We start from the raw sequence: 23,525 nt of genomic DNA, 5'->3' as shown, positions 1-23,525 counted from the left end.
CAGGCAGCGGCCCTCGGGCCGCTGCCTGCGAGGCGACGGTACGTTTCTTCTTCATGATCGGCATATCCATGATTTCCATCCTTCATGATATGCCCCGCCCACGAAATTACGGATAGGTCCGGCCGATACCCACACTGTACGAGTGGCCGCCAAGCTTATCTGAAGACAGCGATAAAGATTCGCTACGTCTTGTTGATCATTTGGGTCGCGCCGATGACATTCCTGTTCTTCGTGAAAGCATTTCCCTGACTTTTCGATAGCGCAATAACCGCGTATCTCTGAGACGTTTGGGTGGACCGACCTAACCGTCATCCCACACAATCCGCCCAAAAATCGCCTTCAACTTCGCCCCCCTTACCGCATTCAACATCCCAGCATGCGCAACCCTCCCCGCCAGATGCGCCCGAAAATCCTCATGCCCCTCGCGATTCTGTGAACCCGGCCCATGCCTCACGCAGTTCGTCAGCACCGCCTTCAACGCATCAAACTCCGTCCGAGCAAGATTCGCATGACTGTTCACCACAACCCCCGCCAACTGCTGCCTTCCACCTCGCCGCATCACCCGCGTCTTCCTTAAATTAACCGCAAACCCTTCTTCAATAGCAATCGCCGCCACACGAATCTCAAGCCGCCGCGCCATCCGCGCGAGATCCTCCCCACCAGAAAACGCCAGATCATCGGCATACCGCGTATAAGTCGCCCCTAAAGACCGCGCCAACCCAGCCAGTCTCAGATCCAGCCGAAACGCACACAGATTCGCCAACGCCGGGGAAGTCGGCGCCCCCTGCGGCAAATGTCGGTTCCGATACCGCTGCCGTTCCTGCCAATCGATCCTGTCGCGCACATCCGGCGCCACCAGCCAACCACTCGGCACACGATTGGTACACAGCCCAGTCAACGTCCGCGCAACATTCACCGGATAACCCAAAGCACGTATCACGGAGTAAACGCGCCCTGCATGCACAGACGCAAAAAAATCCGTCAAATCAAAGCGAATCACAACCGCTTTACCCGCATGAGGCGCCGCGAACGTCACCGTATTCCGCCCACGTCGAAAACCATGCACAGCATCGTGAGCAGGAACCCGATCGAGCAAACCGTGAAGCACTTTCCTCTGCAAAGCCCGCAAACGCATTTTGGGCACTTCGATAATCCGACACCGACCGTCGCGCTTTTCGATCGCCTTGTACGAATAATGATGAAGCGGCGTCACCGCACTCTGCGCCGACACACGCCAGCGATCGGCAAACCAGTCCAGCTCGTCCGGCTCAACTTCGAGCCATGCAGCCAGATCACCAAGCGTCGGCAACTGCGGCAACGCCACGCCGTGCAACCAGGGCGGAGGCGGCCGCTGAACAGGCGGTCGAGGTAATACGCGCACAACCCGCGGCCGGCTCTCACCCCTCCAGGCCGAGACAAAACCCGTGTTCTCAGCAACAACCTTCGACAACTCTTTACTGTCGACGCTGTCCCATCGCGCGCCAAATCGCTTCGCAATCCCGCGCGCCAATCCATTCATCCAATCCGCGCGTTCGCCCAACACAAGTGTCATCCGTTCGACCATCGCGGCGGCCTCGGGCGGCCCGGCCAGCATGGCATCGGCGATCGCGTAGGTGACAAATTGCAGGGAAGATTGCGGCATAGAGCAGAGGTAGGGGCGGGCCAGCCAGTCAACGCGTCTTGTGCTGCGTGAGCTCGTTTGCGTAACGCGCAAGTCACGCTCATGCGACGAACTGCGGAGGCCATTCTGATCCACGGGGTAACCCCGTAGTGCCCGGGACGAATACTGCCCGTACCTTGGCAAGCTTGACCAGCCGACCCGCGAGTCGAAGATAAGCGACGCGGCCAGGCGCTGTCAACGCATTGGCACTACGAAACAATCTTTCGCGACAAAGTTTCACACAAGTGTCGATTGAACGACACGTGCACAAACATCCCCTCCGCTTGTTACCCTGTCATAACAAGCGACCTAGCCCACCGGCAAGGAGTCACCCACTTATCCACACCCCCCTCTGGACAACTTTTGTACAAGCCACCTGACACGTTGTGGGCGAAACTTTGATAAATCCGCGACCTCGCGCGGCGAATCAAAAGTTTTCCCTAGCTCCGCCTCGCTGTGCGCCCGCCCTCCGCAGGGTTATCGATTTCGCATCCCCTTGATCCGTAAGCGAAGATCCAGGTTATCCACAGAAAAGCAGGGTGCTTGTTAACTATTACTACGTATACATATACAAAGACTATAAAAACCAGAGAGGCATCCGGAAAGCACGCTGCGTAAACATGCACAAAGCGGACAGAACAAACAGAACCAGGCCAAAGCCCTCAAACCAACGGCAAACAAATCTCCGTCAGCAACTCCGCAGGCGCAGTCTCCTTCGGACTATTCAGATACTCCTCGAACACCGGCGCATCCGCAGCCTCACGCCCCGACTGCACGAGCCACGTCCCATACAACCACTCATAAGCCGCCCGCATATCGCTATACGGTCCCTTATGCCGCAACACCGCGTACTCCCCACCTTTCACATGCGCCACCGAAACCGGCGGACTCACCGTCACCGAAGCTTGCACCGGATGCGGCAACAACACCCCAGCCTTCGAGCGCAACTCATCCTCAGCAACAACTCCAGGATCATCGTAGTAAATCCCGATCATGCGCATCTGCCCTGCCAGCAAATTATGTTTCGCCAACCAGCCGAACAAGCCATCGAACGCCTTTCCGATCTGCATATACGACCCCACGTGATCCACCGACAAAACCTCCATCGGCTCAACGTGGTGAATCACCACTTCACGCATCGTCATTTGATCGTCTCCTGAAAGTGCCGGACGAAACCGGCTATGCGTACCCTGCTTGCGATACTGCGCCGGCGGGACGCCAAAAACCGCGCGAAATGTGCGGGAGAAAGACTGCAAGCTGCTATAGCCCGAACGCTCGGCAATTTCCGCGATCGGCATCGAGCCATTCGCCAGATATCCCGCCGCGCGATGCAGTCGCAAGCGCCGCACGGTTGTCGCGACCGTTTCGCCATACATCGCCTGATAGATGCGATGCCAGTGATACGGCGACATGCAGGCAAGCTCCGCCAACCGTTCGATATCCAGCGGTTCGTCGAGATGATCGTAAATATGGTCGAGTACGCGGCTCAACCGCGTTTCGTAGCGCGCCCGATTGTCCGACGGGTTCATGACTAAGTGGCCAATAAAGAGAAGATTGCCGAAGGGATGCGAACCAAAGTACCACGTCCCCATTTACCAAATCCTGCGAACATCGCCAAAGCACGGGTGAACGGAATTAAGCATCCGCTCACACAATCGCCCCCAAACTTTGCCGAATTTCGATAACACCTCGAATAATGGCTCACTACCATCGGCTGAAGCCTGTCCGCCCGTGCACCGCAAAGCCTTGCGGCGTCGAGCAAGCGGCAACATCAGGAGGGTCCGATGAAGTCAGAATCCAAAAGTCAGCACGTCGGTAAAGTCACGCATCTCGAGTTGAAGCAGACGCTCGGCACGTGGCAACTGTGGGGGATCGCGGTCGGACTGGTCATCTCCGGCGAGTATTTTGGCTGGAGCTACGGCTGGGCGAGCGCCGGCACGCTGGGCTTTGTCATCACGGCGATTTTTATCGCGGCGATGTACACCACCTTCATTTTCAGTTTCACCGAACTCACCACATCGATTCCGCATGCTGGCGGCCCGTTCGCCTACGCGCGTCACGCGTTCGGTCCGACCGGCGGTTATCTGGCGGGTGCGGCGACCCTGGTCGAATTCGTCTTTGCGCCACCCGCCATTGCGCTCGCGATCGGTGCATACCTGCACGTGCAGTTTCCGGGACTCGAACCGAAACACGCGGCCATGGGCGCGTATCTGGTGTTCATGGCGCTGAATATCGTCGGCGTGCAGATCGCCGCGGCCTTCGAGTTGTGCGTGACGCTGCTAGCGATCTTCGAATTGCTGGTGTTCATGGGCGTGGTGTCACCCGGTTTTCAGTGGTCGAACTTCACGAAAGGCGGTTGGTCCGGCGCGGACACGTTCAGCATGGGTTCGTTTCACGGCATGTTTGCCGCGATTCCGTTCGCCATCTGGTTTTTCCTTGCGATCGAAGGCGTGGCGATGGCTGCCGAAGAAGCCAAAAATCCCAAACGTTCGATTCCGATCGCCTATGTCGCCGGTATTCTGACGCTGGTGCTGCTCGCGATCGGCGTGATGGTGTTCGCAGGCGCCGCCGGCGACTGGACCAAGCTGGCGAACATCAACGATCCGCTGCCGCAAGCCATGAAATTCATCGTCGGTGAACATAGCGGCTGGATGCATATGCTGGTGTGGCTTGGGCTGTTCGGGCTCGTCGCGTCGTTTCACGGCATCATTCTTGGATACTCGCGCCAGATCTTCGCGCTGGCCCGCGCCGGTTATCTGCCGGAGTGGCTCTCCAAAGTGCATCCGCGCTTCAAGACGCCGCATCGCGCGATCATCGCGGGGGGCGTGGTCGGCATCGCCGCGATCTACAGCGATGAATTGATTCAGTTCGGCGGTCAGACGCTGACGGCGAACATCGTGACGATGTCCGTATTTGGCGCTATCGTGATGTATATCATCAGTATGTTGTCGCTGTTCAAGCTGCGCCGCTCGGACCCGAACATGGAGCGGCCATTCCGGGCGCCGCTGTTTCCGTTCTTTCCGGCGTTCGCGCTGGTGGCCGCGGTGATTTGTCTGGCTACGATGGTTTACTTCAATTTTCTGGTGGCCATCGTGTTCGCGATCTTCCTCGCGCTGGGCTACGTCTACTTCCTGTTGACGCGCCATCAACGCGAAGCAGCACCGTCGGACGCCTTGCTCGAAGAGTGACGGATCGAGCCGCTGCGTGAGCAGCGGCGATGGAGTCGTAAAGATGAGCTACACCGAGACAATCGGCAGCCGCACATATCGTTTCGCCGACCTGAAAACGCTGCTGGCAAAAGCCAGTCCGCAGCGTTCGGGGGACCAGCTCGCGGGCGTCGCGGCCGCGAGCGAGGAGGAGCGCGTCGCGGCCAGGATGGCGCTCGCGCAGGTGCCGCTGCGCGCGTTTCTCAACGAAGCGTTGATTCCGTACGAAAGTGACGAGGTCACGCGCCTCGTGATCGACGATCACTCGCCGCAGGCGTTCGCCGAGATCTCGCATCTCACGGTCGGCGATTTTCGTAATTGGCTGTTGAGCAGCACGACGGATGCCGACGCGCTCACGCGTATCACCGCCGGCCTCACGCCGGAGATGGTGGCCGCGGTCTCGAAGCTGATGCGCAATCAGGATCTGATCGCGGCGGCGCGTAAGCGTCCGGTGATTACGCGCTTTCGCAATACGGTCGGCTTGCCGGGCCACATGTCGGTGCGTCTGCAACCGAATCATCCAACCGACGATGTCAAAGGTATCGCCGCCTCAATGCTCGACGGTCTGATGTACGGTTGCGGCGACGCGATGATCGGTATCAATCCGGCCAGCGACAATCTCGCCGCGATCACCAGGCTGCTGCTGATGATCGACGACTTTCGCCTGCGCTACCAGGTGCCCACGCAGTCTTGCGTGTTGACTCACGTCACCAACACGATCGCTGCGATCGAGAAGGGCGCGCCGGTCGATCTCGTGTTTCAGTCGATCGCGGGAACGGAGAAAGCGAATGCAGGTTTCGGCATTTCGCTTGCGCTACTGCAGGAAGCATATGAGGCGGGTCTATCGCTGAAGCGCGGCACGGTTGGCAATAACCTGATGTATTTCGAAACGGGGCAAGGCAGCGCGTTATCGGCAGATGCGCATTTCGGCGTCGATCAACAGACGTGTGAGGTGCGCGCCTATGCCGTGGCGCGCAAGTTCAATCCGTTCCTGGTGAACACGGTGGTCGGTTTCATCGGACCTGAATACCTATACGACGGCAAGCAGATCACGCGTGCGGGTCTTGAAGATCATTTCTGCGGCAAACTGCTTGGCGTGCCGATGGGTTGTGACATCTGCTACACAAATCACGCCGAAGCCGATCAGGACGACATGGATAACCTGCTCACGCTACTCGGCGTAGCGGGTATCAACTTCATCATGGGCATTCCGGGTGCGGACGATGTGATGCTCAACTATCAAAGCACATCCTTTCACGACGCTCTTTACGTGCGCGACGTACTCGGCCTGCGCCGTGCACCGGAATTCGAAGAATGGCTGGAGTCGATGCAGATTACCGACGCACGTGGCGCGTTGCTGAGTGCCTCGCCGCATCAACCGTTGCTGGAAGGCGCGAATGACTGGATGGGCATCGTATGAGCGAATTCCTCGAAAAGAATCCATGGAATGCGCTGCGGCAGTTCACCAACGCACGCATCGCGTTGGGCCGCGCGGGCAACAGTTTGCCGACGGCGCCACTACTGGCGTTTAACCTGTCACACGCGCAAGCGCGCGACGCCGTGCATCATCCGCTCGATACAGACGTGCTGCACGAACAACTGCGCGCGCAAAACTTCAGCACGCTGGATGTGCACAGCGCCGCGCCTGATCGCGAGCATTATTTGCGACGGCCCGATCTCGGCAGGCGTTTAAGCGATGAGAGTCGCACAGCGCTTGTGCAACTCAAGGCTGAATCCTCCGACGTGGTCTTCGTGATCGCCGACGGCCTCTCGGCATTCGCCGCGTCGAAACAGTCGATCCCGCTGCTGCAAGCCGTCTGCGCAAAACTGGCTGACTGGAAGATCGGCCCCGTCGTGGTCGCGCGTCAGGCTCGCGTCGCGCTTGGTGATGAAATTGGCGAACTGCTCAATAGCAAACTGGTTGTAATGCTGATTGGCGAGCGTCCGGGATTGAGTTCGCCGGATAGTCTTGGCATCTACCTGACGTACGCGCCGAAAGTGGGTTGCAGCGATGCGCAACGCAACTGTATTTCAAACGTGCGGCCTGAAGGTCTTAACTACGAGTCGGCCGCACACAAGTTGCACTATCTGCTGACGCATGCCCGACGCCTGGGATTGACCGGCGTCGGCTTGAAAGACGACAGCGATGCACTGCTTGCGAGCGCGCCGGTAACGCCCGCAGTCAGCAGTAATCCGAACGAAGGCGTCACATAAAAACGCTAGGCACCCACCCGCTCCACCGGATGCGCTTCAAGCCACGCATTCTCAGCGTCCTCGAAGAGCCGCGAGCGCGTCAAAAATCGCAAGCCACTCGGCCGTTCCAAAGAGAACATCCCGCCATTGCCGGGCACCGCGTCGATGATCAATTGTGTGTGCTGCCAGTATTCGAACTGCGACTCGCTCATGTAGAACGGCACACCGGCAATCGCGCCGAGTTTCACATCGGACGAACCGACCATGAACTCACCCTGAGGGAACATCATCGGTGCGCTGCCGTCGCAGCATCCGCCGGATTGGTGAAATAGCACCGCCCCATGTTCAGCGCGTAGCTTCACGATCAATTCGACCGCGGCAGGCGTGGCGATCACGCGAGCCACTTCCTTCACATCAGCCATCACATGTCCTCGCTGAAAAATAGCGAGCCGCGCAATGCGGCCCGCCCGGACAGAGTCGTTACCGCTTAGAAGAAACCAAGCGGCTTGTCGCTATAGCTGACCAGCAGGTTCTTGGTCTGCTGGTAGTGATCGAGCATCATCTTGTGATTTTCGCGGCCGATGCCCGATTGCTTGTAGCCACCGAACGCGGCATGCGCCGGATACGCGTGATAACAGTTGGTCCACACGCGACCCGCCTGGATTTGCCGGCCGAAACGATAGGCACGCGTGCCGTCACGCGTCCATACGCCGGCGCCGAGGCCATAGAGGGTATCGTTGGCGATCTCGAGCGCTTCGTCTTCGTTCTTGAAGGTCGTCACGGAAACGACCGGTCCGAAGATTTCTTCCTGGAAGATGCGCATCTTGTTGTGGCCGCGGAACACGGTCGGCTTCACGTAGTATCCCTTGCTCAGTTCGCCGCCGAGCGTATTGCGCTCGCCGCCGATGAGACATTCAGCGCCTTCCTGCTTGCCGAGATCCACGTACGAGAGGATTTTTTCCAGCTGTTCCTGCGAGGCTTGCGCACCGATCATCGTTTTCGTGTCGAGCGGGTGGCCTTGCGTGATCGCCGCCACGCGCTTCAATGCGCGTTCCATGAAGCGGTCGTAAATTTTTTCGTCGATCAACACACGTGACGGGCACGTGCACACTTCGCCCTGATTCAGCGCGAACATCGTGAAGCCTTCGAGCGCCTTGTCGAAATAGCTGTCGTCTTCGTTCATCACGTCGGCGAAGAAAATGTTCGGGCTCTTGCCACCGAGTTCCAGCGTCACCGGAATGATGTTCTGGCTTGCGTACTGCATGATGAGGCGACCCGTGGTCGTCTCACCCGTGAAAGCGATCTTCGCGATGCGTTTGTTCGACGCGAGCGGTTTGCCGGCTTCGAGGCCGAAGCCGTTCACCACGTTCAGCACGCCCGGCGGCAGCAGATCGTGGATCAGTTCGAGCAGCACGAGAATCGAGGCCGGTGTTTGCTCGGCCGGCTTCAGCACGACGCAGTTGCCGGCAGCCAATGCGGGTGCGAGCTTCCACACTGCCATCAGGATCGGGAAATTCCACGGAATGATCTGGCCGACCACACCGAGCGGTTCGTGAAAGTGATACGCGACGGTGTCGTGGTCGATCTCGGAGATGCCGCCTTCCTGCGCACGCACGGCGCCGGCGAAATAGCGGAAATGATCGATGGCGAGCGGGATATCGGCAGCCATCGTTTCGCGTAGCGGCTTGCCGTTGTCGATCGTCTCGGCCACGGCGATGCGTTGCAGATTCGCTTCCATCCGGTCGGCGATACGGTTCAGGATGTTCGCGCGTTCGGTGGTCGACGTTTTACCCCACGCTGTTTTCGCGCGATGCGCGGCGTCGAGAGCGAGTTCGATATCGGCTTCGCGTGAACGCGGGATCGACGTGAACGGCTCACCGGTGATCGGCGATATGTTGTCGAAGTACTCGCCGCCCACGGGCTTCACCCATTCGCCGCCGATAAAATTCGCATACTGCTTTTTGTACGGGAATTCGGTAGTCAGAAACTGCATCTCTGCGTGATTCATCTGTGTGCTCCTCACATGATTGAATGGACTATATTCGGCGCGATATTTCGCTTGGCCGCGAGAAGCTAGAGCCAGAACTGTGCCAATGCACCGCGCTGGTGAGTGGTGCACGCGCAGCAGGCACGTCTGCGAGGCTGTGGCTCGCAGCATGGATCAGGGTGCCGAGGGATGAACGTTTCGTTTCTGACCAGTGTGCGCAGCGCTGTTCAGAAATTGAACAGGTTGTGAGCACCGGTTTGCGAGATCGTGGCAAAGTGAGAAGGAACCAAAGCGGCAATGCCGTTCGGCATGGGAATTGCCTTCCTTCTCGCCTCGATACTTCGTTTTCGCAGATCCGGTATGACGATTGAATTCCGCAACGACAGCCAGACAGCATCGACACATGCGCAACAGCCGAGTTTTTGCGTGCAGACCCGCGTCGCTTATGACGCCGACGAACAGGCTCGCAATCTCCACGGCTGGAACCAGACCTACGACCAACTGACGGCGGGCCGCTTCGTCGGCGGTTTGACGGAGCTGTGTGTCGATCACATGCAGGTGTTCGTCGAAACCACGAGCCATACGCTGCGGCAAACCTGCGAGGTGCAGAAGGACGCCTACTGGTTCGGCATTCCAATGTGCCCCGAGGGTTCCGGTCGGATCGACGGGCAGGTTATCGCGGACGATGCGCTCGCCGTTCGTCCGGGCGGTATCGAATTCGAATTACTGACCTCGGCGGGTTACGAGATTTTCGGCGTGGTGGTGAAGGGTGAGGTGCTGCGCCGATATGCGGCCGAAGTCGAACGCGTCGGTTTGGCCGATCGTTTGCCGGACATGGAAATCGTGTCGATCGGCACGGCTCGTAAGGCGCGCCTGTGCACCTCGCTGCGGCAGCTTCTCGATGACGGCGCGGCGAGCGGTGCGCCACTGTCCGCGTTCGCGCGCAATAATTTGCAGGCGTCGGTGCTGGCTTCGTTGTTCGACGTCGGCGCATTACCGTCCGATGAACTGATTGAAATGCCCACGCGTGGGCGCCGTCAGTCGATCGTGTCGGAGGCGCGAGAGTATGTGCTGGCTCATCGCGACCGCGCGATCAACGTGCCGGAGTTGTGCGAGCGTTTGCATGTGAGTCGTCGCACGTTGCAATACTGCTTTCAGGATGTGCTTGGAATGGCGCCCGCCACCTATTTGCGGACGATTCGCCTGAACGGCGCGCGGCGCGATTTGTGTAATGCGTCGCTTGCATCACGTTCGGTGCAGGATGTCGCCGCGGCGTGGGGTTTCTGGCATCTGAGCCAGTTCGCGACCGATTACCGGAAGCTGTTCGGCATGCGGCCTTCCGAGACGTTGAAGGCCGCGCCTGGCGCACACCTGCTCACGGGTGACCGCTCGTCTGCGCACTGAGGCGAGCCTCGCGCTATTTGCGCAGCAGCCGCAAACCGTTCGCCACCACCAGCAGGCTCGCGCCCACATCCGCGAACACGGCCATCCACATCGTGCCCAGACCCATCACCGTCAGCACGAGGAACACACTCTTGATGCCGAGCGCCAGTGTGATGTTCTGCACCAGCACCGAATGCGTCGCCTTCGAGAGACGGATGAACTGCGGAATCTTGCGCAGATCGTCGTCCATCAAGGCGACGTCGGCGGTTTCGATCGCGGTGTCGGTGCCCATTGCGCCCATTGCGAAACCAATATCGGCACGCGCGAGCGCGGGGGCGTCGTTGATGCCGTCGCCAACCATGCCGACCGTCGCGCCGTCTTTCGACCAGCCGTCCACGGCGCTCAGCTTGTCCTCGGGCAACTGATTGCCGCGGGCTTCCTCGATGCCGACTTGCTGCGCGATCGCGGCAGCCGTGTGCGGATTGTCGCCGGTGAGCATGGCGGCATGCACACCGAGGCGCTGCAATTCGGCAATGGCGGCGCGGCTTGTGTCCTTCACCGTGTCGGCGACGGCAAACAGCGCGAGCACGCGTTCAGCGTCCACCAGCATCACGACGGTTTTGCCTTGTGCTTCGAGCGTGTCCAGCCGCGCTTCGAGCGACGCCGAACAGCGCCCGAGCTCTTCGACCAGCCGATGATTGCCGAGCCAGTACGGCAAGCCGTCGATTTCGCCACGCACGCCACGGCCTGCGAGTGCCTCGAAGACATCGACCGTGGCACGGGTGACGCTGTCGTTTTTTGCCGCTGCGGCGATTGCCATCGACACCGGATGATCCGAACGACCCGCTAGGCTGGCGGCGAGTGTCCGGCAACGCACGACCTCGACGTCGGCGAGGATCTCGAACTCGGTTTGCACGGGTTTGCCGTGCGTGAGCGTGCCGGTTTTGTCGAGCGCGAGCCGGCTCAGCTTGCGGCCCTGCTCGAGGTAGGCGCCGCCTTTGATCAGGATGCCCTTGCGCGCGGCAGCCGCGAGGCCGCTGACGATCGTGACCGGTGTCGAGATCACCAGCGCGCACGGACAGGCGATCACCAGCATCACGAGTGCCTTGTAGACCCATTCGTGCCACTGTCCGCCGAGCAGCAGCGGTGGCAACACCGCGACCGCGAGTGCGGTCGCGAATACGATCGGCGTATAGACGCGGGCGAACTGGTCTACGAAACGCTGGGTCGGCGCCTTGGTGCCTTGCGCTTCCTCGACCGCGTGAATGATGCGTGCGAGCGTTGTGTTGCTGGCGGCGGCCGTGACGCGGTAGTCGAACGAGCCGGCCTGGTTGATCGTGCCGGCGAACACGGCGTCGCCCACGGTCTTGTCGACCGGCAGGCTTTCGCCGGTGATCGGCGCCTGATCGACGCTCGAACGGCCGGCGACGATTTCACCGTCGAGCGCAATCCGCTCACCCGGCTTCACGCGTACCACTGCGCCGAGCGCGATCGACTTGAGGTCCGTGAGCTGCCAGTTGCCGTCGGCCTGCTGCACGCTGGCCTGTTCGGGCGTGAGTTGCATCAGCCCTTTGATGGCGTTGCGGGCGCGGTCCAGCGATTTCGCCTCGATCAGTTCGGCGATCGTGAAGAGCACCATCACCATTGCGGCTTCCGGCCATTGCTGGAGGACCAGCGCGCCGGTCACCGCAATGCTCATCAACGCATTGATGTTCAGGTTGCCGTTGCGGATCGCCACCCAGCCCTTTCTGTACGTCGTGAGGCCGCAGGCGGCGATCGCTAGGATCGCCAGACCCGCAGCCAGCCAGGTGGAGGCGCCAAGCCAACTGGCCGCCTCTGAGCCCACCGCGGCGACACCGGCGAGCGCCAGCGGCCACCACGGTTTGGACGGCGCTTGAGGAGCGGCGGCTGGCGCGGCCGGGTTCGCGTCCGCCAGTTCAGGCGTGAAGTCGAGCGAACGGATTGCGGCGAGGATCGTTTCCAGTGCGTCCGGCGCGTGCACGACGGTGAGCACCCGCTGCATCAGGTTGAAGTCCATGCTGCGCACTTGCGGCATCCGGCTGAACTTCTTGCGGATCAGCGCCTCTTCAGTCGGACAATCCATCTGCATGATGCGGATTGCGGTGCGCCGGTCGTTGCCGACGGCTTCCGATTGCGGGAGCTTGACCGGTGCGGCGGCCGCGTGCGCCGTGCCGCAGCAGCCTGCTTCGGCGTGCCGGTGGGCTTGATGAGCATGCGCATGACCATGGCGGTGCGCTTCCCGGTCGTGAGCGTCGTCCTCCAAATGCTCGTGAGCATGCCCTTCGTGCCCGTGGGCACAGGCTTTGGCTTGTTCCGGGCGATCTGCTTCGGCGAGGTCGGCGTGTGGCATGGCTGGCTTCCTGGTTCGATTTGTGGTCTAGTAAACACCTTGAAGCCACTACAAGGTCAAGGCCGCAATCGGGAGGGTCCATGAAAATAGGCGAACTGGCGAAAATCGCCCATTGCACGACCGAAACCATCCGTTTCTACGAAAAAGAGGGCCTGTTGCCCGAAGCGGAGCGCACCGAGGCCAATTACCGCAGCTATACGGCGAAGCACGTCGAACGCCTGCGCTTCATCCGCAATTGCCGCGCGCTCGACATGACCCATGACGAAATCCGTGCATTGCTGCGTCTGACGGACGCACCGGCGGATGGCTGCGGCAGCATCAATGCCCTGATCGACGAGCACATTGCGCACGTCGACACGCGTATCGAAGAACTGAAGCAACTGAAAGTGCAACTGACCACGCTGCGCGAGCAATGCCACGGCGAACAGGCCGTTGAAGACTGCGGCATCGTCCAGGGTCTCAACGAGATGGACGTGAGCGCGACGCGGGTGCGGCATACGCATCTGGGTTGAAGCGCTCGGCCTGTGCTGACGGCGGCGCCGACCATGGCAGTGACGGCATTCACGGCTGGGCCATTGATCCGGCTCGCCCAATAAACAATCGAATCCTGTTGGAGAATCAACGTGTTTACCTGTAGAAACCAGCCCTGCGGCGAGCAGTGGGAAATGTCGGACGTCGTCATCAAGAATGAAGGGCAGGGACTTCTGTTCCGTTGCCCGATGTGCGGCGCGCGCAATTACGTCGAACGTTTCGACGGCGAAGATGGCTCGGTGCTGTACGAGCAGATCGAAGGCCGGCCCGCTACCGGCCCGATGGCCGAATAGTCCCTGGCCTTCGGTCCCTTCGGTCCCATCAGCCTCTTCAGTCGATAGCGAGCCCTCACCCTATGAACACTCCCACTCAAGCCGGCGCGCCGTTTAGCCAGCTACCGCTACCGCCCGCGACGCTCGCCAATCTGACGCAGCTTGGCTACGTCGAGATGACGCCGATTCAGGCCGCAAGCCTGCCGATCGCGCTCGCCGGCAACGATCTGATCGCCCAGGCGAAAACCGGCAGCGGCAAGACCGCGGCGTTTTCGCTGGCGCTGCTCAACCGCCTCGACGTGCGCAACTTCGCCGTGCAGGCGATGGTGCTGTGCCCGACACGCGAACTCGCCGATCAGGTCACGCAGGAAATCCGCCGGCTGGCGCGCGCCGAGGAAAACATCAAGGTGCTGACGCTGTGCGGCGGTACGCCGATGCGTCCGCAAACCGCCAGCCTCGAACACGGTGCGCACATCGTGGTCGGCACGCCGGGCCGGATCATGGATCACCTCGAGCGCGGCAGCCTGCCGTTGCAATCGCTCAATACGCTGGTGCTCGACGAAGCGGACCGCATGCTCGACATGGGTTTCTTCGACGATATCGCGACCGTCGTGAAGCAATGCCCGAAAGAGCGGCAAACGCTGCTCTTTTCCGCCACGTACCCCGACGGCATCGTCAAGCTGAGCCAGCAATTCCTGCGCAATCCGAAGGAAGTGAAACTCGCCGAGCGGCACGACAATACCAAGATTCGTCAGCGTTTCTACGAAGTGACTGAGGATCAGCGTCTGCATGCGGTGGGGCTGTTGCTGAATCACTATCGTCCGGTGAGCACGCTGGCGTTCTGCAACACCAAGCAGCAATGCCGCGATCTGCTCGACGTGCTGCGCGCGCAGGGTTTTCATGCGCTCGCGCTGCACGGCGAACTCGATCAGCGTGAGCGCGATCAGGTGCTGATCCAGTTCGCAAACCGCAGTTGCTCAGTGCTGGTCGCCACCGACGTCGCCTCGCGCGGCCTCGACATCGCGGAGCTCGAAGCGGTGATCAACGTCGACGTGACGCCGGACCCGGAAGTCCATGTGCACCGCATTGGCCGCACGGGGCGCGCCGATCAGGAAGGTTGGGCGCTCAGCCTCGCCAGCATGAACGAGATGGGCCGCGTGGGCAGTCTCGAACAGGCGCAAAAGCGGGAAGTCGAGTGGCACAAGCTAGCCGACCTCAAGCCCGCGAGCAATGAACGCCTGCTGCCGCCGATGGAAACCCTGCAGATTCTCGGCGGCCGCAAGGAAAAGATCCGTCCCGGCGACGTGCTCGGCGCGCTGACCGGCGAAGCCGGCTTCGCCGGTTCGCAGATCGGCAAGATCAACGTGACCGAAATGTCGACCTATGTGGCCGTGGAGCGCAGCATCGCGCGCGACGCGCTGCGTAAGCTCAGCGCCGGCAAGGTGAAGGGCAAGAAAGTCAAAGTCCGCATGATGGACGACGCCTGAGCGTCGGTTAGTCAGCTAGCCGGCTGCGACCGCCCGGTCGCAGCCGTTACTCTCGCATCACATTACGTCATACCTCGGCTGTTTTGCGCGCTTGCTGCGCGCTGCATTTTCTTCCGCTAAACCCCCGAATTCATTGCCATAGGCCGCCCCAGCGCCGTATTGCGCGAGCCATGACGTAAACGCATGCCGCGCATGACAAAGTTTCGATTGTGACGGTTCTTTGGCTGATGCCTAATCCATCAAACCGGATGGAGAAAGGGAGAACGCCTTATGCAGAGCGCCATGCAAGCCCGCTCGAAACTGCCTGACGTAGGCACGACGATTTTTACCGTGATCGGCCAACTGGCCGCACAGCACGATGCGCTGAACCTGTCGCAAGGCGCGCCGAATTTCGCGCCCGACGCAAAATTGGTCGAAGGTGTCGCGCAAGCCATGCGCGCCGGTCATAACCAGTACGCGCCGATGGCCGGCATCGCCGCGTTGCGCGAAGCGCTCGCTGACAAAGTCGAGACGCTGTACGGCGTACGCTACGACCCGTCAAGCGAAGTCACCGTGATCGCCAGCGCCAGCGAAGGCCTGTATTCCACGATCAGCGCGCTGGTGCATCCCGGCGACGAAGTGATTTACTTCGAACCCTCATTCGACAGCTACGGTCCGATCGTTCGCCTGCAAGGCGCGACGCCGATTGCGATCAAACTGTCGCTCACCGATTTTCGGGTGAACTGGGACGAGGTGGCCGCCGCGATCACGCCGAAAACGCGCATGATTATCATCAACACCCCGCACAACCCCACCGCGACGGTGTTCAGCGAAGCCGACATCGCGCGCCTGAAGGCGGTGACGCGCAATACCGATATCGTGATTCTGGCCGACGAGGTTTACGAACACGTGGTGTTCGACGGCGCCAAACATCAAAGCATGGCATGCGATGCCGAACTCGCGGAACGCAGCGTGATCGTGTCGTCTTTCGGCAAGTCATATCACGTGACGGGCTGGCGTGTCGGCTATTGTCTTGCCCCGGCGGCACTCATGGACGAAATTCGCAAAGTCCATCAGTTCATGGTGTTTTCTGCCGATACACCGATGCAGTACGCGTTCGTCGATGCGCTGGCCAATCGCGATAGCTACCTGGGTCTGTCCGCGTTTTATCAGAAGAAGCGCGATCTGCTCGCCCATGCGCTGCGTGAATCGCGCTTCGAGTTGTTGCCGAGCGAAGGCAGCTTCTTCATGCTGGCGCGTTTTCGCGGCTTCTCCGACGAAAGCGATAGCGATTTCGTGCTGCGCCTGATTCGCGATGCGCGGGTCGCGACGATTCCGCTGTCGGCGTTTTATACCGACGGCACGGATTCCGGCCTGATTCGGCTGAGTTTCTCGAAAGATGATGCAACCTTGATCGAAGGCGCCCGGCGCTTGTGTGAAATCTGATTTATCGAAAGAAAAGGGACCTGCTATGAATGTGCTTAAGCCTCTATTGGCGCTGGCCTGCGTATTGACTGCGATCGCCGCATCGCCGGCTGCTCTTGCCGCGGACACCTCGACGCTGCGTTTCGGACTCGAGGCGCAATATCCGCCGTTCGAATCGAAAGGGCCGAACGGTGAACTGCAGGGTCTCGACATCGACGTCGGCAATGCTGTTTGCGCCGCGGCGCATATGACGTGCAAATGGGTCGAAACCTCATTCGACGGTCTGATTCCCGCGCTGCAGGGACGCAAGTTCGACGCGATCAATTCGGCGATGAACGCGACCGAGCAGCGCCGTCAGGCGATCGATTTCACCACCGTCGTGTATCGCGTGCCGACGCAACTGATCGCGAAACGCGACAGCGGGTTGCTGCCGACGCCGGCGTCGTTGAAGGGCAAACGCGTAGGCGTGTTGCAGGCGTCGATCCAGGAAACCTTTGCGAAGACGCATTGGGAGCCGGCCGGCGTCATCGTCGTGCCGTACCAGGATCAGAACCAGGTGTACGCGGATCTCATGGCGGGCCGGCTCGATGCGACGCTCGTTCTCGCGCCGGCTGGACAGACAGGCTTTCTGTCGAAACCTGACGGCAAGGACTACGCGTTCGTCGGTCAACCGGTACGCGACGACAAGATTCTCGGCAGCGGTATTGCCTACGGGATTCGCAAGGGCGACACCGCGCTGCGCGATCAACTGAACGCGGCGATTGCGAAAGTCCAGGCCGACGGTACGGTGAAGACGCTGGCAGCGAAATATCTCGGCAATATCGACGTGAGCGCGAAGTAACCGCTCGATCGCGTTACTGACCGGGCGCGGTTGCCGCCGCGCCGCGGTTATGACGATCGACGCCGCGAAATTCATTCTCGGCGTCGATCATGCGACGCTTGAGCATCGGCACATTGTTCACCACGCGCAAGGTGGTGCGCATTGCGCTCAGCGCCATGCGTCCGACCACCGGCCGATGCAGTGCGCCGCTTGCGTCGAACTGCTTGCGCGATTCCGCGACCGCGTGGAAGCCGTAGCGGCGCATCTCCTCCTCGTAACCCGCGACCGCGGCGCGTCCCGACAGCTTGCCCTGTTGCGCATCGGCCAGACGTGAGGCGAGCAGCGCGGCATCGCGCAGCGCGGTGTTCGCGCCCACGCCGCGGCCCGGCGTCATCAGATGGACCGCGTCGCCCAACACGGTGACATTGGTGGTCGGCCATGCGTCGACGGGAACCGACGTGCGCACATCGACACTGAACGCGGTGGACGGATCCGACGCGCGAATCAGCGCGCGCAGATTCGGATGCCAGCCTTACTCCTGCCAGACAAAGACCGCCCATTTCGAAGCATCGAATCGAACTGAAAGCCGTTAGCTGCTGCGAGAAACAGTAGCAGCTGGCTTTACTTTACGAACGCCTTAGGTGCAACGCGCGCTCTCCATGTGCGCGAAGACGCGGCGAGCATCAAGCAGTGGCCGGATCAGCCGGGATAAAATCACTCGAAGCGAAAAGAGCGATCGTTTATTATTTGTTATCCTTTTTTTCGACCGAAATCAAACGCTCCGGTCTGACGTTAATCGCTTGTATGTCAACCCCTTCAAAGCTCGCGCGCGTTAGATCCGCAGCGGAAAATCCAGGCTTCTGTTTGAACTGGATGTGGTCGAGCCGCGCGTTCGACAACTTCGCGCCCTTGAAATTGGCTCGTGAAACCTCGGCACCCGTAAAATCAGCCCCGGTAAGGTCGGCATCAGAAAAATCCGCGTTCCGAAGTTTTGCATTCCGGAACGATGCCCGACTGAGATGCGCGTGCGTAAAACGGGCATTTTCAAGCTGAGCATTTGAAAAATCAGCCGAAGGAAAAATTCCTCCGCTTGCCGAAAACGAATAGGCTGTCACGTCTCTAAAATCTGCCTCTCGACCCACGGCACGTTCAAATGTGGCCAGATTCAATGCTGCTCCGCGAAACAGTGCATTTCCAATGCTACTCGCGTAAAAATCGGCCAAATCAAGCGTCTGCCTAGAAAAATCTATCCAGCCGAGTGAACGAAGTGGTAGCTCGGACTTGGGCCCCGTCCGTTGGGGCACAACGGAGCGCAGGAATGTTCCGAATGAATTACTCGCGACAAAGTCGAGACTAACAATAGTCTCGCAGGTAATCGCCAAAAGATGTGTAGTGACCAATAAAGCCTCCTTCGCATTTCTGGCTTGAGCAGCAAGCTCGCGATACGTCAAGGCCCGCAGCTTGCTCATGGGAAGATCACGGTTTATTGCATGAGAAAGTAGCGTTGCCATTTTCTCCAGCCATCTTTTTCGTAAGTCCGTGTCCTGCAGTGCAAACTCGCTAGATAGAAACTTTGAGATGTACGGAGTCAAGGCAGATGGACCCGTTAAACTGATCCAATGCTCCAGCGCTGCATCCAGATCCCAACCGTCATCGGGGTCGGATTTCCTCCGATCGAGTTGGATGCAGATTCGGTCAACACCTCGACGCAGCCGAAGCGCCGTTAAATATTCGCCAAAGCTTTTGTGCGTGAACACAAATGCGGCACGCCCTTCTGCTGAGCGATTATGTTGTCTAAAGAAAAAAGCCGCCAGTAGGCGAGTCACGCCGTATTCCGCACCTTCTCGGAAGATTTCGAGCAGCCCGCCAAGGCCGCTCTGTTCACAATGTCGCAGAATGTCGTCCACGGACGTTGATCGGCCATCACTGCTTTGCCATGCGGCCAAGCCAATTTCTTCTAAAATCCGACAAAAATCTGCTTTTTGCATTTGCGCGATCGGTCGATAAAGGCGGTGCTTCTCGTATCCGCGCTCATAAACTGCCGACAATAGATCCCCGTAGACATTATTAAGCGAGATCTCTTTGGAAAAATCGACCGATCCTCTATTGAAACTTAGAGCTACCAGGTAGCTTAACAACGGCTGAGACGTGATCTCGACCAGTTCGTCCTTGTTGAGCGCCTCAGGGAGCGTCGCAAAATTGCGACCTGTTAGCGTGGCATACTTACTCCACCATATTGCCCGGAGATCTGTATCCAGCAATTTCGTCGGATCGTGAAAGTCCTTTCTTTCATGTTGAGCTGTGAAATATGGGAGGATAGTTAAAACCTCGCCAGGCTTTCTGAACGAAGTCTCATTTTCCTGCACAACAAGCTCGCGGCCGCTTAGCAATGCCCTTAGCCGGAGATCACGTTGATTTCTTCGCATAAGCAAAAGCTCGACTGCGGCAACGAAGTCTTTCGCTACATTCCGGGCAGCAGCTCCTTGGCTGGCCAGTTCGTCTAGCCCGTCGAAAACGAGCAATAGATTTTCCTCGGCGGCCTTAGGATCGACGGGCGACGAGGAAAACGTCCCTTCATCGCGAAGGTAGGCACTCACCTCATCGGCCACGTCTTTCGTGGGATCGATTAGGTGGAGCGGTATATATAGCGGTTTGTATTTTCCATTCTCGGCGAGCTTCGCGCAAAATACTCGAAGGAATGAAGATTTTCCGCTCCCGGGCCCGCCACTGATAACGCGAAGTGCGTCGTCTTTGTCCGCGCTATCCAGCCATCGAGTTAATTCAGCATCAAGATCTACGGCAACTTTCGCATCTTTTTTTGGCTGGCGGGCGCCAATTTCAAGAGTTGGCGAGTGGCCATCCGAATCGCCTTTTACGACGGTGTACGCATGCAGAGGCACATATATTTGTGACAATCCAAACGGTTCGTTGAAAACATTTTCTTCGATCCGACGTCGCAGTTCCGAGAAGTAGGCGGACCACTCAGAAAGCCGCTCAAGCGCTCCATGAAACGGTCCATTCACGACATCGAATATGGCTTCGTAATCGGATCTTCTTGATTTCCACTCCTTATGTAGCGCGTAAACGAAATAGGACGGAAAGCGCGAAGATATCGATTCGGCAGCATAAGGCGCTGCGCCTATATCAATCAGCCATTGCGAAAGGATGGGAATATATTTCGAGACAACGTCTGACCGGTCGGGCGCTCGAAGAAAATCCGAGTTTATAATGACAGTGATATCGGAGAATGTTCCTTCGATAGCCGCGTTAAGCTGGCCCGCACTTTGCGCGTTTCCATCTGCGAGAAAATTGAGCGCGTCGAAAGCAAGATCATAGCTACCACGCGCCAGTGACCGCTCGATAAGCTTGTATGCCCGTTCGTCCGTCGTTGGTGCAATGTTTAACGCCCCCAGCGCGTCAACCACATCTATCGGTACATCGGTCACCTTGCCAGAGAGCGCATGGAGAACGCCTTTGCCTACCGCTTTAAGCAGTGGTGTAGTGTCGATTTTTATTCGTTTCCAAGTCGCGTCAGGAGGTGTGGCGACAACGTCATCTTGCTTCCCCGATTTCATTTTCTGGTCCCTTGGAGTTGTGATTTATCAGAGTATTGTATCGCCTCGCGTTGACTCATTGTCTTCTTGGTACCGCATCGGCGCATCGTCCTTCTCTTCTGCCGAGGACGCCGAAACAGCGTCGCACGTTATCGTTGGCCACTTCGACCTGCGCCAGAACCCGCTGCAAGACATTGTCCTCTGTGATGAAGGTCCAGCGATCCGGGCACTCAGTCAGCGACACTGCGGGGCTGCCGGCGGCTCGATGGATATGTGGCGACCATCGTTAAAGCGCGGCTTCTCGTAGAGTATTTTCGTCGTCACACTAGAACCCTTATAAGAGCCAGAGCATCGCGGCGCCCGGTGCGCTTGCGATCGATGTAACGATTGGTGTGACTATTGCGCCGATCCAATGACCGTTGATTTTTGTTCAAGATCAACGGCACTGCCGCGACGAGCGCAAGTGCGCAGTAAAAGCACCAGTATGAATCCGGCCACTACGGACAATACCTTGGTCTCGTAAGTCATTTGTATAGCTAAAACGTCGATGTCGGTTCAGGGTTTTCTGACATTCTTTCCGCCGCTTTGCGCGGATTGAAGTCGACACAGTCGTCACGCGACTAGGCGCGCCACGCTTCGCCGAGTAACAATCAAGGACGCTTACAGCAGCTCCCACAAGAGCAAGAAGCCAAGAGCGTTACTGTTATCCGTTCCGATCGCCGAGGCGGCCAGCGATACTGGTGCGCCGAACAGACTGGGCTGCACAGCGAGCGACGCTTTTCGTGTCAAAAAATGGTCAGCGGAGGCCGCATCGAGCCATGAAACGTTATCGAGGAATTAGGTGAGGTGGCTATGCGGTGCGCGACGAATCGGGCGGTTTCATGAACCCCTTTGGCGGGGAAGTCGGATTGCGCTAGCGCTATCAAAACGCGACGTCGGACACGGGACGGCGCTTGTTGGCTCGCGTTGACAAAATCGGGTTACACGGTGGTTACATGAACGCCAGAAAACAAAAAGCCCGGTCGCAGTGACCGGGCTAAGTGCTTGATTTCTTTGGTGGGGCGTGAGTGACTCGAACACTCGACCTACGGATTAAGAGTCCGCTGCTCTACCAACTGAGCTAACGCCCCCAACAGAAGCGAAATTATGCCGAAACTTTCCGAGATTGCCAAGCCCCTTTAGCAGATTTCTTAAAAATTCCGGAGCAGAGGGCCCCGTATCCGGAGCTCGTCGTCGTCAGGCGCCTTGAAGGCATAGGGATCACCGTCCCGGTATCATGTCGCGGATACCTGCCGCTCGAAGCCTCGCGCGGCGTTCGACCGGGGGACCGCCATGGATGACAAAGAGATTAACGAGTTGCTGGACCGCATCCTTGCGCCCTGGGTCCGTGCGCTCACGCTGACCCCGGTCAAGGTCGACGAAGAAAGCGCGACCTTGCGCCTGCCGTTTTCCGGCGGCCTGCGCCACTCGGGCGGTGTGATCTGCGGGCAAGTATTCATGGCGGCCGCCGACACGGCAATGATCGTCGCCATCTCGGCCGCGCTCGGCGGCTTCAAGCCGATGAGCACGGTGTCGCTCAACATCAGCTTCATGCGTGCGGTCCGTAACGGTGACGTTCTGATTACCGCGCGCGTGCTGCGCATGGGCCGCAATCTTGTGTTCGGTGAAGTCGAGTTATTCGACGAAGCCGGCAACATGGCCGTCCACGCCACCACCACCTACGCGCTGCTCGACTGAGGCCCAAAACGGGTTTGCAAGCTGTATTAGAGGAAAAAGCCAAGATGTTCGATCAGGTCGTATTCGCCGGCGGCGGCAATCGCTGCTGGTGGCAGGCGGGGTTCTGGGACGTGGTGCAGCCGGAACTGGCTATCCGCCCGCGCGTCATCACCGGCATCTCGGCCGGCGCCGCTACTGCGTGCATGCTTTACACGCGCGATTCCGACTGGGTCATGCGCTATTACGAAGGCGCGCTGCGCAACAATACGCGCAACGCGTACTGGGGCAATCTGCTGCGCGGCGAATCGGTTTTTCCGCATTACCGGATCTACCGGCAGGCACTACTGGACATCTACAGCGACAAATTCTCCACGCTTGCCGACGCGCCCGAAATCCGTATCGGCGTATCGCACCTGCCGCGCTGGCTCGGCGCGCGAAGCGCGGTCGCCGCCGGCCTGATTGCGTACAACATTGAGAAATACGTGCGGAAAACGCTGCATCCGACGCTAGGTCAGACGCTCGGTTTTCATCCGGAATTCGTGCGCGCGCAGGATTGCGCGACAGTCGAGGATCTCGCCGATCTGATTCTGCAATCCTCGAGTACGCCACCGTTCACGCCGGTTTTGCGACGCAATGGCCGGCCGGTGCTGGATGGCGGAATGGTCGACAATGTGCCGGTCGGTGCGCTCGACGCAGAAGCGCCCGGTAACGTGCTGGTCATGGTCACGCGTCTTTACCCGCGGCCGCAGATGTTCGTCGTGCCGCACGGTGTGCAGCAACGGCTGTATGTGCAGCCGTCGCGCAAGGTGCCGATTTCGAGTTGGGATTACACGAGTCCGTCGCAGATGGTGCACGCGTACAACCTCGGCCGAACCGATGGTGAGACCTTTCTCGAGCGTATGCCCGATCTGCTGGAAGCCGGCGCGCACGAAGCGCGCTGA

Annotated in this window: 18 protein-coding genes and 1 tRNA gene; 11 read left to right on the top strand and 8 right to left on the bottom strand. The window is 59.2% G+C overall.

Annotation, left to right across the window (positions count from 1 at the left end; translation table 11 throughout):
• Positions 1-301 precede the first annotated feature (301 nt).
• Both AC57B6_RS12710 and AC57B6_RS12705 read right to left on the bottom strand, forming a co-directional pair.
• Complete coding sequence (locus AC57B6_RS12710; protein ID WP_496421457.1) at positions 302-1,642, bottom strand: reverse transcriptase family protein; 1,341 nt, start codon at positions 1,640-1,642, stop codon at positions 302-304.
• A 680-nt stretch (positions 1,643-2,322) separates the two neighbouring features.
• Entirely contained in the window at positions 2,323-3,189 is an 867-nt protein-coding gene (locus tag AC57B6_RS12705) for an AraC family transcriptional regulator (RefSeq protein ID WP_496421456.1), read from the bottom strand.
• Positions 3,190-3,444: 255 nt separating this feature from the next.
• Here AC57B6_RS12705 and eat point away from each other — a divergent pair, with 255 nt between their 5' ends.
• Genes eat through eutC form a run of 3 tightly spaced genes read left to right on the top strand, consistent with a single transcriptional unit; the run spans position 3,445 to position 7,080 of the window.
• Positions 3,445-4,848, top strand: a complete 1,404-nt coding sequence (gene eat / locus AC57B6_RS12700) for an ethanolamine permease (RefSeq protein WP_496421455.1) — start codon at positions 3,445-3,447, stop codon at positions 4,846-4,848.
• A gap of 43 nt (positions 4,849-4,891) precedes the next feature.
• Complete coding sequence (locus AC57B6_RS12695) at positions 4,892-6,286, top strand: ethanolamine ammonia-lyase subunit EutB (RefSeq protein WP_496421454.1); 1,395 nt, start codon at positions 4,892-4,894, stop codon at positions 6,284-6,286.
• On the top strand, positions 6,283-7,080 hold the full coding sequence (eutC, locus tag AC57B6_RS12690; RefSeq protein WP_046567174.1) for an ethanolamine ammonia-lyase subunit EutC: 798 nt from the start codon (positions 6,283-6,285) through the stop codon (positions 7,078-7,080). Before AC57B6_RS12695 ends, eutC begins: the two co-directional genes overlap by 4 nt.
• A gap of 5 nt (positions 7,081-7,085) precedes the next feature.
• Here the strand turns inward: eutC and AC57B6_RS12685 are convergent, their stop codons facing one another.
• Positions 7,086-7,481, bottom strand: coding sequence for a DUF779 domain-containing protein (locus AC57B6_RS12685; RefSeq protein ID WP_496421453.1), 396 nt, complete (start codon positions 7,479-7,481; stop codon positions 7,086-7,088).
• Positions 7,482-7,546: 65 nt separating this feature from the next.
• Positions 7,547-9,067 (bottom strand): aldehyde dehydrogenase, encoded by a 1,521-nt coding sequence (gene adh, locus AC57B6_RS12680; protein WP_028197686.1) that lies wholly within the window; start codon positions 9,065-9,067, stop codon positions 7,547-7,549.
• Between the two features lie 339 nt (positions 9,068-9,406).
• On the opposite strand from adh, the gene AC57B6_RS12675 reads away from it, so the two are divergent.
• Positions 9,407-10,450, top strand: a complete 1,044-nt coding sequence (locus tag AC57B6_RS12675) for a helix-turn-helix domain-containing protein (protein ID WP_496421452.1) — start codon at positions 9,407-9,409, stop codon at positions 10,448-10,450.
• Positions 10,451-10,463: 13 nt separating this feature from the next.
• Here AC57B6_RS12675 and AC57B6_RS12670 read toward each other — a convergent pair whose 3' ends face one another.
• Entirely contained in the window at positions 10,464-12,800 is a 2,337-nt protein-coding gene (locus AC57B6_RS12670; protein ID WP_496421451.1) for a heavy metal translocating P-type ATPase, read from the bottom strand.
• 80 nt (positions 12,801-12,880) lie between these two features.
• On the opposite strand from AC57B6_RS12670, the gene cadR reads away from it, so the two are divergent.
• From cadR to AC57B6_RS12645, 5 genes are all read left to right on the top strand, one after another.
• Positions 12,881-13,312, top strand: coding sequence for a Cd(II)/Pb(II)-responsive transcriptional regulator (gene cadR, locus AC57B6_RS12665; protein WP_028197689.1), 432 nt, complete (start codon positions 12,881-12,883; stop codon positions 13,310-13,312).
• Positions 13,313-13,423: 111 nt separating this feature from the next.
• The gene (locus tag AC57B6_RS12660) at positions 13,424-13,624 is read left to right on the top strand and encodes a hypothetical protein (RefSeq protein ID WP_028197690.1); all 201 of its coding nucleotides are present in this window, start codon (positions 13,424-13,426) and stop codon (positions 13,622-13,624) included.
• A gap of 62 nt (positions 13,625-13,686) precedes the next feature.
• Positions 13,687-15,090, top strand: coding sequence for an ATP-dependent RNA helicase DbpA (gene dbpA / locus AC57B6_RS12655; protein ID WP_028197691.1), 1,404 nt, complete (start codon positions 13,687-13,689; stop codon positions 15,088-15,090).
• 270 nt (positions 15,091-15,360) lie between these two features.
• A complete protein-coding gene (locus AC57B6_RS12650) occupies positions 15,361-16,515 on the top strand; it encodes a pyridoxal phosphate-dependent aminotransferase (protein WP_028197692.1) in 1,155 nt (384 codons plus the stop codon).
• Positions 16,516-16,540: 25 nt separating this feature from the next.
• Positions 16,541-17,335 carry an ABC transporter substrate-binding protein gene (locus tag AC57B6_RS12645; RefSeq protein ID WP_028197693.1) on the top strand — a complete coding sequence of 265 codons (795 nt, stop codon included), beginning with the start codon at positions 16,541-16,543 and terminating at the stop codon, positions 17,333-17,335.
• 13 nt (positions 17,336-17,348) lie between these two features.
• Here the strand turns inward: AC57B6_RS12645 and AC57B6_RS12640 are convergent, their stop codons facing one another.
• From AC57B6_RS12640 to AC57B6_RS12630, 3 genes are all read right to left on the bottom strand, one after another.
• On the bottom strand, positions 17,349-17,780 hold the full coding sequence (locus tag AC57B6_RS12640) for an FAD-dependent oxidoreductase (protein ID WP_496421450.1): 432 nt from the start codon (positions 17,778-17,780) through the stop codon (positions 17,349-17,351).
• A gap of 277 nt (positions 17,781-18,057) precedes the next feature.
• A complete protein-coding gene (locus tag AC57B6_RS12635; protein ID WP_474632674.1) occupies positions 18,058-20,889 on the bottom strand; it encodes a pentapeptide repeat-containing protein in 2,832 nt (943 codons plus the stop codon).
• A gap of 1,033 nt (positions 20,890-21,922) precedes the next feature.
• Positions 21,923-21,998, bottom strand: a tRNA-Lys gene (locus AC57B6_RS12630).
• Positions 21,999-22,200: 202 nt separating this feature from the next.
• On the opposite strand from AC57B6_RS12630, the gene AC57B6_RS12625 reads away from it, so the two are divergent.
• Together AC57B6_RS12625 and AC57B6_RS12620 are read left to right on the top strand one after the other, a co-directional pair.
• On the top strand, positions 22,201-22,605 hold the full coding sequence (locus AC57B6_RS12625) for a PaaI family thioesterase (RefSeq protein ID WP_028197697.1): 405 nt from the start codon (positions 22,201-22,203) through the stop codon (positions 22,603-22,605).
• A 44-nt stretch (positions 22,606-22,649) separates the two neighbouring features.
• Positions 22,650-23,525, top strand: a complete 876-nt coding sequence (locus AC57B6_RS12620) for a patatin-like phospholipase family protein (RefSeq protein WP_252888623.1) — start codon at positions 22,650-22,652, stop codon at positions 23,523-23,525.

The sequence above is a fragment of the Paraburkholderia sp. BGA-UO-ETr-F12 genome, from assembly GCF_059567945.1.
This window is presented reverse-complemented; position numbering and strand designations above follow the sequence as displayed.